Source organism: Sinomonas cellulolyticus (assembly GCF_014656475.1).
GTDB classification, from domain to species: domain Bacteria; phylum Actinomycetota; class Actinomycetes; order Actinomycetales; family Micrococcaceae; genus Sinomonas; species Sinomonas cellulolyticus.
The window spans coordinates 261,880-275,987 of the sequence record NZ_BNCM01000003.1 but is presented as its reverse complement, the minus strand read 5'-3'; the positions used below and the strand labels follow the sequence as shown (position 1 = coordinate 275,987).

The window sequence follows — 14,108 nt, the reverse complement described above, 5'->3', positions numbered from 1 at the left end:
CGCATCAGACAACCAGGTCATCGCAGGCAGCACGCCTCTTCGATGACCACGAGAATCAAGAGAGCAGGACTGCAAGATGGCCGAATTGACCATCAATGCCGACGACGTCCGCAGCGCGCTGAACGACTTCGCGGCTTCCTACGAGCCGGGCGCCGCTGAGCGCGTCGAGGTCGGCCGTGTGACCACCGCCGGCGACGGCATTGCCCGTGTCGAGGGCCTCCCCTCGGTCATGGCGAACGAGCTCCTCCGCTTCGAGGACGGCACCTTGGGCCTTGCCCAGAACCTGGACGTCCGCGAGATCGGCGTCATCATCCTCGGCGACTACGGAGGCATCGAGGAGGGGATGGAGGTGCACCGCACCGGCCAGATCCTCTCCGTCCCCGTGGGTGACGCGTTCCTCGGCCGTGTGGTCGACCCGCTCGGCGCCCCCATCGACGACCTCGGGCCGATCAACGCCGAGGGTACCCGGGCACTCGAGCTCCAGGCTCCCGGCGTGACCCAGCGCAAGTCGGTCCACGAGCCGATGCAGACGGGCCTGAAGGCCATCGACGCGATGATCCCGATCGGCCGCGGCCAGCGCCAGCTGATCATCGGCGACCGCCAGACGGGCAAGACCGCGATCGCGGTGGACACGATCATCAACCAGAAGGCCAACTGGGCCTCGGGCGATGTGACCAAGCAGGTCCGCTGCATCTACGTCGCCATCGGGCAGAAGGCGTCCACCATCGCGGCTGTCCGCCAGACCCTCGAGGACCACGGCGCCCTCGAGTACACGACGATCGTGGCCTCCCCGGCGTCCGACCCGGCCGGCTTCAAGTACCTCGCGCCGTACGCGGGCTCGGCCATCGGCCAGCACTGGATGTACGGCGGCAAGCACGTCCTGATCATCTTCGACGACCTCTCGAAGCAGGCCGAGGCCTACCGCGCCGTCTCCCTCCTCCTCCGCCGCCCGCCGGGCCGAGAGGCGTACCCGGGCGACGTCTTCTACCTCCACTCCCGTCTCCTCGAGCGCTGCGCCAAGCTCTCGGACGAGCTCGGTGCGGGGTCGATGACCGGCCTGCCGATCATCGAGACGAAGGCGAACGACGTTTCGGCCTACATCCCGACCAACGTCATCTCGATCACCGACGGCCAGATCTTCCTGCAGTCGGACCTGTTCAACGCCAACCAGCGTCCCGCGGTCGACGTCGGCATCTCGGTCTCCCGCGTCGGCGGCGCCGCCCAGGTGAAGTCGATGAAGGCGGTCTCCGGCACGCTCAAGCTCGATCTCGCGCAGTACCGCGACATGCAGGCCTTCGCGATGTTCGCGTCGGACCTCGACGCCGCCTCGCGCCAGCAGCTCACCCGTGGCGCCCGCCTCATGGAGCTGCTCAAGCAGGGCCAGTACTCGCCGTTCCCGGTCGAGGAGCAGGTCGTCTCGATCTGGGCCGGCACCCGCGGCTACCTGGATGACGTTCCCGTCGAGGATGTGCGCCGCTTCGAGGCCGACTTCCTCGACTACGTCAAGCGCAGGACGTCGATCCTGACGACGCTTGCCCAGACCAACAAGCTCGAGGACGACACGGTCGAGGCTCTCAAGACCGCCGTGGCGGACTTCAAGAAGGGCTTCTTCGGCGAAGGCGACAACCAGCTGGTGGGCGCGGGCCACGAGGAGCACGACGCGCTCCCCGAGGGTGACGTCAACCAGGAAAAGATCGTCAAGCAGAAGCGCTGATTCCCTGCGGTTCCTGCTGGCAGGCCGCGGCACCGGCCGCGGCCTGCCAGCAGGAACGAGGGTGAGGAAAGGACAAGAATGGGAGCCCAGATCCGGGTCTACCGCCAGAAGATTGCCTCGACGTCGTCGATGCGCAAGATGTTCAAGGCGATGGAACTGATTGCCACCTCCCGCATCGGCAAGGCCCGGGCCCGCGTGGCCGCGTCCCTGCCGTACGCGAATGCCATTACCCGCGCCGTTTCTGCTGTCTCCTCTTCGTCCGAGATCGACCACCCGCTGACCACAGAGCCCACTCAGGTGCGCCGCGCGGCAGTGCTGGTCCTCACGGCAGACCGAGGCCAGGCCGGCGCCTACTCGGCCAGCATCATGAAGCAGGCAGAGGCCCTCGTCGAGCTCCTCCGCGCGGAGGGCAAGGAGGTGGCCACCTACCTCGTCGGCCGCAAGGGCCAGGCCTACTTCGACTTCCGCAACCGCGCCTACGTGCGGGTGTGGACCGGCGGAACCGACAACCCCGAGTTCGCGACGGCGAGGGAGATCAGCAAGGTCCTCCTCGATGCCTTCGCCGAGCGCTACGAGGACGGCGGGGTCGACGAGATCCACGTCGTCTACACCCAGTTCAAGTCGATGGTGGTGCAGGAGCCCACCGTGATCCGCCTTCTTCCCCTCGAGGTCGTCGAGGAGAAGGTCACGGATCCGAACGAGATCCTGCCGCTCTACGAGTACGAGCCGGAGCCCGAGCAGGTGCTCGATGCGCTCCTGCCGCGCTACATCGAATCGCGCGTCTTCGCAGCCATGCTGCAGGCGGCCGCGAGCGAGCTGGCCTCGCGGCAGCGTGCGATGAAGAACGCAGGCGACAACGCGACCGAGCTGATCAAGAAGTACACGCGACTGCGAAACACCGCCCGCCAGGCGGAGATCACGCAGGAGCTGACGGAGATCATCGCCGGCGCCGACGCCCTCAACGCCTGAGCGCACGGTTCGCACGAGCCCCCACCGAATAGACTGATTCCACGCCATCTACTGAAGAAGTGAGAGAGATGACTGCCACTGCCTCTGAAGCGGTTGCCACCGCTGGCGCGACGGGCCGCATTGCCCGCGTGATCGGGCCGGTTGTCGACGTCGAGTTCCCTGCCGACGCCATTCCGGAGATCTACAACGCGCTGACCACGACGATCACGCTCGGCGACCACACCCGCGAGATCACGTTCGAGACCGCCCAGCACCTCGGTGACAACCTGGTGCGTGCCATTTCGCTGCAGGCCACCGACGGCCTCGTCCGCGGCACCAAGGTCGTCGACTCCGGCGCGCCGATCTCCGTCCCCGTCGGCGACGGCGTCAAGGGCCACATCTTCAACGTCCTCGGCAAGCCCCTGGACGTCGCCGAGTCGGAGATCCAGGCGTCCGACTACTGGCCGATCCACCGCAAGGCCCCGTCCTTCGCCCAGCTCGAGGGCTCCACCGAGATGCTCGAGACCGGCATCAAGGTCATCGACCTCCTCACCCCGTACATCAAGGGCGGCAAGATCGGCCTGTTCGGGGGCGCGGGCGTCGGCAAGACGGTGCTCATCCAGGAGATGATCACCCGTGTTGCCCGCAACTTCGGCGGTACGTCCGTGTTCGCCGGCGTCGGCGAGCGCACCCGCGAGGGCAACGACCTCTGGGTCGAGATGGACGAGGCAGGCGTCCTCAAGGACACCGCCCTCGTGTTCGGCCAGATGGACGAGCCGCCGGGCACGCGCCTGCGCGTGGCGCTCACGGCCCTGACCATGGCGGAGTACTTCCGCGATGTCCAGAACCAGGACGTGCTGCTCTTCATCGACAACATCTTCCGGTTCACCCAGGCCGGCTCCGAGGTCTCGACGCTTCTGGGCCGCATGCCCTCGGCCGTCGGCTACCAGCCGAACCTCGCCGACGAGATGGGCCTCCTCCAGGAGCGCATCACCTCGACCCGCGGCCACTCGATCACCTCGATGCAGGCCATCTACGTCCCCGCCGACGACTACACGGACCCGGCACCGGCAACGACGTTCGCACACCTCGACGCGACGACCGAGCTCTCCCGTGAGATCGCCTCGCGTGGTCTGTACCCGGCCGTCGACCCGCTGACGTCGACCTCGCGCATCCTCGATCCGCAGTACATCGGCCAGGACCACTACGACACCGCCGTGCGCGTCAAGCAGATCCTCCAGAAGAACAAGGAGCTGCAGGACATCATCGCGATCCTCGGTGTCGACGAGCTCTCCGAAGAGGACAAGATCGTCGTGGCCCGAGCCCGCCGCATCCAGCAGTTCCTCTCGCAGAACACCTACACCGCCAAGCAGTTCACCGGCGTCGAGGGCTCGACGGTGTCGATCAAGGACACGATCGAGGGCTTCAAGGCCATCTGCGACGGCGAGCTCGACCACGTGGCCGAGCAGGCGTTCTTCAACGTCGGCGGCCTCGACGACGTCGAGCGCGCGTGGGCGAAGATCCAGGAGCAGACCAAGTAGCATGGCTGAGCTCGAGGTCGAGATCGTCGCGGCGGACCACTTCGTGTGGTCCGGCCCGGCGAAGATGGTCCAGGCCCGCACAGCGGACGGCGAGATCGGGATCCTTCCCGGGCACACCCCGGTTCTCGCGATCATGTACGCGGGTGACATTGTGATCGAGCCGGTCTCCGGTTCGAGGATCACGGCGACGGTCGACGGCGGGTTCTTCTCCGTCGACTCGGACCGGGTCGTGATCGTCGCCGACAACGCCCAGATCGGCGAATCGGCCGCGGGGACCCGTTAGCAAGACCTCCATGGACGATTCCGCTCTTCCGTTCATCGTCCTGGCAGCGGTCTTCCTGCTCCTCGCAGCCATGCTCTGCGCCTTGGGGGTGCGTCGCTTTGTCCTGCGGCGCACCCTCGGCACTGTCGACGCCTCCATCTCCATGGCCTCCGGGCCGTGGCGGATGGGGGTTTGTCGTTATCAGGACTCCGAACTCGAGTGGTTCAACCTGCTCTCCCTCAGCCCCGTGGCCCGCTATCGATTCACGCGGAGCTCGCTTGAGCTCCTCGGGCGCCGTGCCCCCACGGAGGCGGAGCGCACGCGGGTGCAGGCCGACGTCGTGATCGTCGAGCTGGGCTACCTCGGCGAGAGCGTGCGGCTCGCGATGGACTTCAGCGCGTACGCGGGGCTCGCGTCCTGGCTCGAGGCCGGTCCCGTCATCGGCGTCGGAACCTGGCGCTGAGCGGGCCATGGACTGGCTCTACGGCCTGAGGGTCGTCGACGGCCCCCTCGCGGTGGCGTGTCTGGTCCTCGGCGTCCTCGGCGCGGCGTTCCTCGTGTGGACCGTGCTGTCCCGGAGGCCGCGGCTGAGGGGAGCGCTGCTCTTCGTGGGCTCCCTGGTGCTCACGGCGGCGCTGACTCTGGCCGGCCACTGGCTCCTCGTCGACATCCTGAACGTGTTCCCGGAGGATCTGCCGGGCGAGGTGCTCTCGTGGTCCGGCGTCGGCGTGGCCGGTGTGGTGCTCGGGGCGGTCGGGCTCGTCCGGCTCGGCCTCTCGCGGAGAGCGTGGGGCCGGCGCGTGGCGGCGGTCCTCTCGTCGCTGGCCTTGGTGCTCGTGGCTGCGCAGCAGATCAACGCCTACTTCGGCCTCTACCTCACGGTTGCGGACCTCGCCGGGGTATCGGTCAGCAGGATCCAGCAGTTCGGCCCCGAGCTCGACCGGAGCGCGGCCGGGTCGGTTCCCCTGATGGCTTGGGAGCATCCCGCGGGCCTGCCCGCCAATGGCGAGCTGCGCAAGGTGCACCTGCCCAACACGAACTCAGGATTCGCCGCCCGTGATGCCTACGTGTACCTGCCCCCCGCGTACTTCGCCTCCACGAGGCCCGAGCTCCCGGTCCTGCTCCTCATGGCAGGCCAGCCGGGGAATCCTTCCGACTGGCTCTCCGGTGGCCAGCTCCGGGTGACAATGGACCGGTTCGCTGCGAAGCACGACGGCGTGGCGCCGGTCGCCGTCGTCGTCGATCCGATCGGGACCCCCAGCAGCAACACCCTGTGCATGGACACGCGGCTGGGCAAGGCCGAGACGTACCTGATCGACGACGCCGTGCCGTGGATCAAGCAGCACCTCACCGTGGCGGCCGACGCCCGGAAGTGGGCGGCAGGCGGGTTCTCCTTCGGCGGCACGTGCGCCGTGCAGCTCCTCGCCAAGCACCCCGAGCTCTTCAGCTCCGCTCTCGGCTTCGCCCCCGAGAAGGAGCCCTCACTCGCCAAGGAGCGCCGCAAGACCATCGAGGTCGCGTTCGGCGGCGACGAGGCCGCCTTCGAGGCGAACATTCCCGAGCACTTCTTCCGAGTGGGAGACCATACCGGCCAGTTCCTGTTCCTCGCAGCGGGCGACCGGGACACTGACTTCATGGCACAGGCAGACGTGGTCGCTGCGCAGGCCCACGCGGGAGGCGTGGAGGTGCAGGAGCAGTTCGTCCCGGGTGAGGGGCATTCGTGGGACATGATCTCTCGCTCCATGCCCACGGGACTGGACGCGTTGGCGGAGCGGTGGCAGCTTCCGTGATCGGCGTGCGTTCGTGGGGCCAGATGGCACGCGCCGCCCTGCGGGGAGCCCGGCGGATACCGTTCACGCTCTCCGTCATCGCCGCCATGTGGATCGCCGGGAGCGTGACGGGCAGCATCCTCGCCGGGCCGCATCCGGACGTGCTGGAGGTGGTCGGAGGCAGCATCGACTCCCTCCGCTCGGGGCATTGGTGGGCAGCCCTCACGTCGATCTTCTTCGTCACCAATCCGCTCGCCTACATCGCGGCGACGGTCGTGGTGGGCGTGCTGGTCCCGGTCGCCGAGACGGCCTACGGGTCTCTCAGGGCCGCAGCACTCTTCCTGGTCGGGGACTTCGCCTCCGTGACGGTGTTCTTCGCCCTCACGCAGCTGGCCCGGTTCGGCGGGGACGGGTGGCTCGGGTCGATGGTGGACGACCCGGTGCTGGGCCCATACCCGGCGGCCCTGTTCACGGCGATGGCGGCGAGCCGTTCCCTGGGCATCCTGTGGCGCCGCCGGCTGCGGACTGCGGTGGTCGGGATCGCGCTGATGCTCACCCTCTACGTGGGGCACTCGGAGACGGTCCTCGGCCTCATCGGAGCGCTGCTGGGCATCGTCGCCTCATGGTGGGCTGCCGGGCGCCGCCCCGAAGCCCACGTTCTGGTGCCCTCCGTGCGCGAGCGGCGCAACATCCTGGTGTTCCTCGTGGCGCTTGCCGCTGTCGGGCCGGTCCTTGCGGCACTCACCCGGAGCCCGTCCGGCCCCTTGGCCCTCGTGCGCGAGATGGTCCTGAATCCCATGCCGGTGCTCGCGCAGCTCCAGCAGGACTGCGGGGGAAGCGTGGACTCCGCCTGCCTTCAGGCCGCCCAGCCGACCGCACTCTCGGCCGAGGGGTACGTGACCTCGCTCGTGCCGATGGCGATCCTGCTGATCTGCGCGGAGGGCATGAGGCGCGGCCGGAAAGTGGCCCTCCGCCTGGCGATCATGCTGCAGGTGGCGGTCGGAGCGCTTGCCGTCGGCTATCTCGCGCTGTTCCTGCGTATCCCCATGTCACCCCGCCGTCCGCGCTTCTCCGTCATGGCATCCGGTTTCGTGCACATCCTTCCGATCGCCCTCACCGCGGTGGCGCTCGTCGTCGTGCTGTGGCTGAACCGCGAGCTCTTCCCGGTGGAGACCGCCACCCGGATGCGGCGGCGCCTCGGCATCGCTGCGGGGGCCGTGGGCGGGGGGCTCCTGACGGCCTACACCGTCCTGTGGTGGCAGGGGGGCGGGCTGTCGCGCCGCGACTCCGTGTGGGGCCTGGCCGTCGAGCTCGTGCGCCAGTACCTGCCCTCTCCCATCCCGAGCAGCTACGAGGCCGCCTTCAGGAACCGCAGTGCCGCCGAGCTCTGGCTCTTCACCCACAGCGGCCTCATCGCGTGGCTCGTAGCCCTCGTTCTCACTGCCGTGGTGGTGCTCCGGGGGAGGCAGTCTCTCGGCGCGCGGAACAACAGCCTCGAGCTTGCCCGCCGGCTCGTCCGGCGCGGCGGGGGATCCCTCTCGTGGATGACCCTCTGGCCGCCCAACCGGTTCTGGTTCGACAGCCATGCGACCGCCGGGCTCGCCTTCCAGGTGCACGGCCGCGTGGCCCTCTCGGTGGCGGGTCCGATCGGTGCATCGGGCCGCGCCCCGGCCGCCGTCGGCGAATTCATCGGCCACTGTGCGCGCAACGCGCTCGTCCCCTGTTTCTACTCGCTCAGCTCGGACCTGTGGCCGGTGCTCCAGGCCCGCGGCTTCCACCGGGTGGAGGTTGCACAGGAGACACGGCTGAAGGTCCGGGAGCTCGAGTTCGTGGGCAAGGAGTGGCAGAACGTCCGGACCGCCGTCAACAAGGCACGTAAGCTCGGCGTCGAGGCCGTGTGGACGCGGTACCACCTGCTCTCGCCCTCCCGGCGCCAGCAGTTGAGCGCACTGTCGGAGGAATGGTCCGCCCAGAAGGCGCTCCCCGAAATGGGGTTCACCCTCGGAGGACTGGACGAGCTGAACGACCCCGAGGTCCTCTTGGGCCTGGCCGTGGACGGCGACGGCAGGATCCAGGGGGTCACGAGCTGGCTGCCGGTCTTCGAGGACTCCACCGTGGTGGGCTGGACCCTGGACTTCATGCGCCGGGCGCCTGAGTCCTTCCCCGGCGTCATGGAGTTCCTCATCGCCTCGGCCGTCGAGGAACTGCGCCGGAGCGTCGAATGGATCTCGCTCTCGGGCTCGCCGCTCGCGGCCGATCCGACAGGGGAGCGGGCCGAACTCGATGCCGGCGACGAACTCCTCTCACGGCTCCTCAATGCCGTGGGACACGCACTCGAACCGGTCTACGGATTCCGCTCCCTGGCCAAGTTCAAGTCGCGATTCCAGCCGGAATACCATGCCCTCTACATGTACTATCAGGACCCGCTGCAATTGCCCGCCATCGGTCGGGCTCTCGCACAGGCCTATCTCCCTGGGCTCACGATGCGGCACCGCATGAGAATCCTCCGGCAGATGGTCGCCTAATCCCGCATCGCGAATAACTCTTTAGTTTTCAAGCAATTGAATCGGCGGCGAAAAGTGCGGAGAAAAGGGAAGGGGCCCCGGTAAACCGGGGCCCCTCCGGCGCTAGGCCGGTCAGACGCTCAGAGGGCAGTGACGCCCGTGGCCTGCGGGCCCTTTGCGCCCTGGCCGATCTCGAACTCCACCCGCTGGTTCTCCTCCAGCGTGCGGAAGCCGCTGGACTTGATCTCCGAGTAGTGGACGAAGACGTCCGACTCGGCGTTGTCCGGAGTGATGAAGCCGAAGCCCTTCTCAGCGTTGAACCACTTGACGGTCCCCTGTGCCATGTCCTGCATTCTCCTGTGGATTTCATCGTGACGCCGGCACTTGTGTGACGGCCGAGTTACTCCGCGGGAGCCCACTAATGCCGGAACTCCACGCTCGCAACGGTCTTGCGAGCATGCATTGCATGAAAAACACTGCTACCTACATCAAGACTGGCACTAGCCAATCACGCCCCGCATGCACGGTCAACGGCCGCCCGCGGATTTGTTGCCAACGGTGGAGAAATTCCGGGCGAACGACAGGAGAACCGCACTCTGACGCGGTAGCCACGTGCCTCATCCCGGCCTCTTGATCCCGGCCTGCTCAGCCTTGGCTGGGTGACCCTGCCGCGCCGAGCACGCGGCCCCCGCGCACGACCGCGACGAGTCCCAGATCCGGGTCGGTCGCCACCACGTCGGCCCGCAGCCCCCTGCGGAGACTGCCGAACTCGTCCGCGCGCCCGAGCACCCCGGCCGGCACGGCGGTCGCGGAGAAGACCGCGTCCGGCAGGGGCACGCCCGCCGCCGCTGTCCTGGCCACGACTTCAAGGAGCGTGGCAGTGCCGCCGGCGATCGAGCCGGTCGAATCGAGGGTGGCCACGCCGCCCGCGACCGTCACCCGCGAGGGCCCCAGGGTGTAGCTCCCGTCGCCCAGCCCGGCGGCGGCCATCGAGTCCGTGACGAGGGCGATATTCGCCCCTCCGACGAGCCTGAAGACGGTCTGGACGATGGCGGGGGCCAGATGCACGCCGTCGGCCACGAGCTCGACGACCGCACCGCCGTCCGCCGCCGTGCGCAGGCACGCCGCGACGGGCCCGGGGGAGCGGTGGTGCATCGGCGGCATGGCGTTGAACAGGTGGGTCACCGTCGGCAGGCCCTCCGCGCCGTCGAACCCGGCGGCGCTCAGGCCGTCGCGGGCCTGCTCGAGCGAGGCCTGTGCAGTGGCGTCGTCGCAGTCGGTGTGGCCGAGCGACGGCGTGACCCCGTGGACCGTGAGGAGGTCCACGAGGCTTGAGGCGCCGGGCAGCTCGGGCGCGTAGGTCATGGTTGCGAGCGCACCGCCCGCCGTCTCGATGAGCTCCATGGCGAAGTCCACGTCGGGCTCGAGGAGGAAGTCCGGATCCTGGGCCCCGCAGCGTGCGTGCGAAAGGAACGGCCCCTCCGCATGAATCCCGGCGATGAGGTCCTCGGCGTCCAGCCGGGCGAACAGCTCGGCGGCGCGCAGCAGTTCCTCCCTGGAGGCCGTGACGAGGCTCGCGAGCAGCATCGTGGTGCCCTGGGCGTGGAGGAACTCGAGCGCCTGCCGGGCGCCGGCCTCCTCGGCGGTGGGGAAGTCGACGCCGCCCGCGCCGTGGCAGTGCAGGTCCACGAGCCCGGGAAGCAGCAGGGCGCCCTCGGGCGTGGGCACCTCGGTCCCGCCGAAGGCCGCCGCGTCGAAGCCGCTCGCCGGCCCGGCGTACTCGATGCGGTCATCCTCGACGGCGATGAGGCCGTCCGGGGTCTCGACGCCGTCGCTCACGATCCGCCCCCGGAGGATGAGGCGGGACGCCGTGGCCGGGGAGTCCGGTGTGGGGGTGTCGGGGGAGGTCATGTGACTACCTTAGGCGAGGGCCGCCGTCGTGCGTCCGGAGGCGGTGGGCGTCAGAAGAGGCGTGACTCGACGTCGTCGACCCCGCGCATCGCGTCGTAGTCCAGCGTCACGCAGTCGATCCCGCGGTCTGCCGCGAGGACGCGCGCCTGGGGCTTGATCTGCTGCGCTGCGAAGATGCCGCGCACCGGTGCGAGGAGCGGGTCGCGGTTGAGCAGTTCGAGGTAGCGGGTGAGCTGCTCGACGCCGTCGATGTCGCCCCGCCGCTTGAGCTCGACCGCCACCGTGGTCCCCGATGCGTCCCGCGCGAGGATGTCCACGGGCCCGATCGCCGTGTAGTACTCCCGGCGGATGAGGGAGTAGCCGGTGCCGAGGGTCTCGATCTGCTCCGCGAGCAGGCGCTGCAGGTCCGACTCGACGCCGTCCTTGACCAGCCCGGGATCCACGCCGAGCTCGTGGGACGAATCGTGAAGGATCTGATGCACGTTCACAATGAGCCGGTCGTCGGTCTTGGCCGACTGCACCGTCCACTGCTCGGCGACGCCCTCCTCGAGCTCGGCCTCCACGGCGGCAGCAACCCGCATCGTCGCCGGCGGGCTCATCCAGTTCAGCGGCTTGTACGACCCGCCGTCCGAGTGGACCAGGACGGAGCCGTCCGCCTTGACGACGAGGAGCCGCGTGGCGAGGGGGAGATGGGCCTTGAGCCGCCCCACGTAGTCCACGGAGCAGCGGGCAATGACGAGTCGCACCCGAGAACTCTACCGAATCGCCCCGACCCGGACCGGAGGGCAGAATGGGAGCATGCCCCGCTCGAACCGCCCCCGACGGCGCCCTGCCGTCCCCCGGTCGCAGCGGGACGCGGCACAGGCGCGCGAGGAGCTCGACGACTTCAGCCCCGAACGCGTGCTCGCGGGCTTCGCCCGGCTCGAGTCCGCGCCCGACGGCGAGTGGCGCGTCCGGCAGGTGACCACGAGGAACGCGGCCAAGGACTACACGTGCCCCGGCTGTTCCCGGGTCATCCCTCCCGGGACCGCGCACCTCGTGGTGTGGGCCGACGACCACCTGTTCGGCGAGGCCGCCGGGATCGCCGAGCGCCGCCACTGGCACACGCACTGCTGGCGTACCCGCACGTACCGCTACCGCTGAGCCCACGGGGGTTGTCGCTACTGTGGGCGCATGAGCTTCGATCCCGCGTCCTACGTGTTCACCGAGTCCGACGGCCCCGCGCCGATCCGCGCCAACACGGTCCTCCCGGCGCGCCGGGAGAACATCGAGCTGCGCACCTCGGACGGGCTGACGCTCGTGGGCGAGATCGCCCTGCCGGTGGACCGTGAGCCAGCGGCGACCCTCGTGACCCTCCATCCTCTCCCCACGCACGGCGGCTTCATGGATTCCCACGTGTTCAGGAAGGCATCGTTCCGCCTTCCTGCGCTCGCCGGGCTCGCGGTGCTGCGGTTCAACACGAGGGGCACCTCGAGCCCCCGCGGGACGAGCGAGGGCCGGTTCGAGGACGGCGGCGGCGAGCGGGCCGACGTCGAGGCAGCGGTCCAGTGGGCCGCCGATCGCGCCCTGCCCCACCGCTGGCTCGTGGGCTGGTCCTTCGGGACCGAGCTCGCGCTCAAGTACGGGGCCCGGCCGCCGGTCGCGGCCGAGACCGAGGGCGCCGTGCTGCTCTCCCCGCCGCTGCATCGTGCCGACGACGCTGACCTCGACGCGTGGGCTGCCTCCGGGCGGCCGCTCACGGCGCTGGTGCCGGAGTTCGACGACTACCTCCGCCCGGCCGAGGCCAGCGAGCGGTTCGCCCGCGTGCCGCAGGCGCGTGTGGTCGGCGTGGAAGGGGCGAAGCACCTGTGGGTGGGCGAGAAGTACGTCCATCGGGTGCTGAGCGAGATCGTGGCCGAGGTCATCGGCGGTGCCGGCGCCGCTGGCGGGACTGCCGGCGCGGCTGAGCTTCCGACCGAGTGGGAGGGCCCCACGGCGCTCGCGGCCTGAACCCGCGGCCCGGCGAGGGCGGTCTCGCCACCGCGTGGACGCGGACGCCCCCGCCGGGGGGGCTGGTGCTAGTGCTTGTCCTGGCGGGCGATGAACACTTCTTTGATCAGCAGCAGCGCGGAGGCCGCCGTGGGGATGGCGATGAGCGCTCCGAGCACCCCGAGCAGGCTGCCGCCGGCGATCACGGAGATGACGGCCACCGGCCCCGGGACGGCCACGGCGCGCTGCATGATGCGGGGCGAGACGAAGTAGGCCTCGAACTGCAGGTAGGCGAAGTACGCGATCGCCATGACGATCCCCGTCTGCCACCCGGCGGAGAGTGCGACGAGCGAGATGATGGTCCCGGCCACCACCCCGCCCACAAGGGGGATGAACGCGAGGAAGCCGACCACGAAGGCCAGCAGGGCCGCGAAGGGGACGTTCAGGATGCTCATCACGATGAAGGCGAACGTGGCGTTGAGCACGGCCACGCAGACCTGCCCGATCACGTAGTTGCCCACGGAGCGGGTGATCTCCTCGCTGAGGGCCTCGACGCGCCGGCGGCGCGAGCGCGGCGCGAGCCGGTAGGCCCACACCTTCATCGCGGGCATTGCGGCGAGGAAGTAGAGGCTGAGCACGACGACGATCAGCACGCCGAAGATCGAGTTGGCGATGGTCGTCCCGACGCCGAGGACACCGCCGAAGATGTTGCTGATCGCCGTGGAGTCCTGGCCGAACTTCTGGAGTTCCTCGGTGACGCGGGTCTTGATGCCGAACTGCTCGTCGATGCTCCGGTAGAAGTCGGACTGGAGGAAGTCCTGGATCCAGACGGGCACGTTGTTCACGAGCTGGGTGATCTGCTCCACCATGGTGGGGATGAGGGTGCCGAAGAACGCGCCCAGCACCCCCAGGAGTGCCAGGATCGTGACGGCGATGCCGAGTGCCCGCGGCACGCGGTGGGACTCGAGCCAGCGCACCACGGGTTCGAGGCCCAGCGCGATGAACAGCGCGGCCAGGATCCACAGGAGCAGCTGGGTCGTGTGGGAGGCGACGTAGTACAGCGCGAGGGCGATGCCGACGCCGACCGTCCCCATGAAGCCCAGATACACAGGATTGCGCGCGGAGACCCGCGGTCCCGGTTCGCCGAACTCGCCTGAGGGGCCGATCCCGCCGTCGAGCTCCACCTCAGCGATGCTTTCCTCCTCCTGCAGCGGGGGCATCTCGAAGCGCACGCGCGGCTGCGCGCCCGGCAGGGGAGTGCGCAGGCGCTGCACGACCCGGCGGAGCACCTGTCCGACCCCGTGGCGTGCCCGGGGCTGGTCCGCGCCGATCACCGGCTGGTCTACGGGGCGGGCGACTTCGTCTGCGCCGGACTCCGGGTCGATGGGTCCGGTGTTCTCTGCCACGGGCGGAAGCCTTGTCTCTTGAGGTCGATGCGCTCTCATCCAGCGCCTGTCGGGCGGTCTGCGCACACGCTATCAGCCGGCCGGA

At 69.2% G+C, this 14,108-nt stretch carries 13 protein-coding genes; 9 read left to right on the top strand and 4 right to left on the bottom strand.

Annotation, left to right across the window (positions count from 1 at the left end; all coding sequences use genetic code 11):
• Nucleotides 1-76: 76 nt before the first annotated feature.
• The 7 genes from atpA (at nucleotide 77) to IE231_RS05310 (ending at nucleotide 8,759) form a co-directional block, all read left to right on the top strand.
• A complete protein-coding gene (gene atpA / locus IE231_RS05340; protein WP_189692894.1) occupies nucleotides 77-1,714 on the top strand; it encodes a F0F1 ATP synthase subunit alpha in 1,638 nt (545 codons plus the stop codon).
• Between the two features lie 78 nt (nucleotides 1,715-1,792).
• Nucleotides 1,793-2,683: a F0F1 ATP synthase subunit gamma gene (locus IE231_RS05335; RefSeq protein ID WP_189692893.1), complete on the top strand. Its 891-nt coding sequence runs from the start codon at nucleotides 1,793-1,795 to the stop codon at nucleotides 2,681-2,683.
• Nucleotides 2,684-2,751: 68 nt separating this feature from the next.
• On the top strand, nucleotides 2,752-4,203 hold the full coding sequence (atpD, locus tag IE231_RS05330; protein WP_189692892.1) for a F0F1 ATP synthase subunit beta: 1,452 nt from the start codon (nucleotides 2,752-2,754) through the stop codon (nucleotides 4,201-4,203).
• 1 nt (nucleotide 4,204) lies between these two features.
• Nucleotides 4,205-4,486 (top strand): F0F1 ATP synthase subunit epsilon, encoded by a 282-nt coding sequence (locus IE231_RS05325; RefSeq protein WP_189692891.1) that lies wholly within the window; start codon nucleotides 4,205-4,207, stop codon nucleotides 4,484-4,486.
• A gap of 10 nt (nucleotides 4,487-4,496) precedes the next feature.
• Nucleotides 4,497-4,928: a DUF2550 domain-containing protein gene (locus IE231_RS05320; protein ID WP_189692890.1), complete on the top strand. Its 432-nt coding sequence runs from the start codon at nucleotides 4,497-4,499 to the stop codon at nucleotides 4,926-4,928.
• Nucleotides 4,929-4,935: 7 nt separating this feature from the next.
• On the top strand, nucleotides 4,936-6,255 hold the full coding sequence (locus tag IE231_RS05315) for an alpha/beta hydrolase (RefSeq protein WP_189692889.1): 1,320 nt from the start codon (nucleotides 4,936-4,938) through the stop codon (nucleotides 6,253-6,255).
• The gene (locus IE231_RS05310; RefSeq protein ID WP_229866506.1) at nucleotides 6,240-8,759 is read left to right on the top strand and encodes an MprF family protein; all 2,520 of its coding nucleotides are present in this window, start codon (nucleotides 6,240-6,242) and stop codon (nucleotides 8,757-8,759) included. Before IE231_RS05315 ends, IE231_RS05310 begins: the two co-directional genes overlap by 16 nt.
• A 119-nt stretch (nucleotides 8,760-8,878) precedes the next feature.
• On the opposite strand, the gene IE231_RS05305 is transcribed toward IE231_RS05310, so the two are convergent.
• From IE231_RS05305 to nucS, 3 genes are all read right to left on the bottom strand, one after another.
• Complete coding sequence (locus tag IE231_RS05305; protein WP_189692888.1) at nucleotides 8,879-9,082, bottom strand: cold-shock protein; 204 nt, start codon at nucleotides 9,080-9,082, stop codon at nucleotides 8,879-8,881.
• A 301-nt stretch (nucleotides 9,083-9,383) separates the two neighbouring features.
• Nucleotides 9,384-10,649, bottom strand: a complete 1,266-nt coding sequence (locus IE231_RS05300; protein WP_189692887.1) for an N-acetylglucosamine-6-phosphate deacetylase — start codon at nucleotides 10,647-10,649, stop codon at nucleotides 9,384-9,386.
• Between the two features lie 50 nt (nucleotides 10,650-10,699).
• Nucleotides 10,700-11,395 carry an endonuclease NucS gene (nucS, locus tag IE231_RS05295; RefSeq protein ID WP_189692886.1) on the bottom strand — a complete coding sequence of 232 codons (696 nt, stop codon included), beginning with the start codon at nucleotides 11,393-11,395 and terminating at the stop codon, nucleotides 10,700-10,702.
• A 52-nt stretch (nucleotides 11,396-11,447) separates the two neighbouring features.
• Between nucS and IE231_RS05290 the strand changes: the two genes are divergently transcribed.
• Both IE231_RS05290 and IE231_RS05285 read left to right on the top strand, forming a co-directional pair.
• Entirely contained in the window at nucleotides 11,448-11,792 is a 345-nt protein-coding gene (locus IE231_RS05290; protein ID WP_189692885.1) for an Rv1322 family protein, read from the top strand.
• 30 nt (nucleotides 11,793-11,822) lie between these two features.
• Nucleotides 11,823-12,638 (top strand): alpha/beta hydrolase, encoded by an 816-nt coding sequence (locus IE231_RS05285; protein WP_189692884.1) that lies wholly within the window; start codon nucleotides 11,823-11,825, stop codon nucleotides 12,636-12,638.
• A gap of 68 nt (nucleotides 12,639-12,706) precedes the next feature.
• Here the strand turns inward: IE231_RS05285 and IE231_RS05280 are convergent, their stop codons facing one another.
• A complete protein-coding gene (locus tag IE231_RS05280) occupies nucleotides 12,707-14,023 on the bottom strand; it encodes an AI-2E family transporter (RefSeq protein ID WP_445977848.1) in 1,317 nt (438 codons plus the stop codon).
• Between the last annotated feature and the right edge of the window lie 85 nt (nucleotides 14,024-14,108).

Bases quoted from the DNA above. Each gene is read 5' to 3' on its own strand.
- IE231_RS05335 (WP_189692893.1), top strand. From the start codon at position 1,793: ATGGGAGCCCAGATCCGGGTCTACCGCCAGAAGATTGCCTCGACGTCG.
- IE231_RS05320 (WP_189692890.1), top strand. From the start codon at position 4,497: ATGGACGATTCCGCTCTTCCGTTCATCGTCCTGGCAGCGGTCTTCCTG.
- atpA (WP_189692894.1), top strand. From the start codon at position 77: ATGGCCGAATTGACCATCAATGCCGACGACGTCCGCAGCGCGCTGAAC.
- atpD (WP_189692892.1), top strand. From the start codon at position 2,752: ATGACTGCCACTGCCTCTGAAGCGGTTGCCACCGCTGGCGCGACGGGC.
- IE231_RS05300 (WP_189692887.1), bottom strand. From the start codon at position 10,649: ATGACCTCCCCCGACACCCCCACACCGGACTCCCCGGCCACGGCGTCC.
- IE231_RS05325 (WP_189692891.1), top strand. From the start codon at position 4,205: ATGGCTGAGCTCGAGGTCGAGATCGTCGCGGCGGACCACTTCGTGTGG.
- IE231_RS05285 (WP_189692884.1), top strand. From the start codon at position 11,823: ATGAGCTTCGATCCCGCGTCCTACGTGTTCACCGAGTCCGACGGCCCC.
- IE231_RS05290 (WP_189692885.1), top strand. From the start codon at position 11,448: ATGCCCCGCTCGAACCGCCCCCGACGGCGCCCTGCCGTCCCCCGGTCG.
- IE231_RS05305 (WP_189692888.1), bottom strand. From the start codon at position 9,082: ATGGCACAGGGGACCGTCAAGTGGTTCAACGCTGAGAAGGGCTTCGGC.
- IE231_RS05315 (WP_189692889.1), top strand. From the start codon at position 4,936: ATGGACTGGCTCTACGGCCTGAGGGTCGTCGACGGCCCCCTCGCGGTG.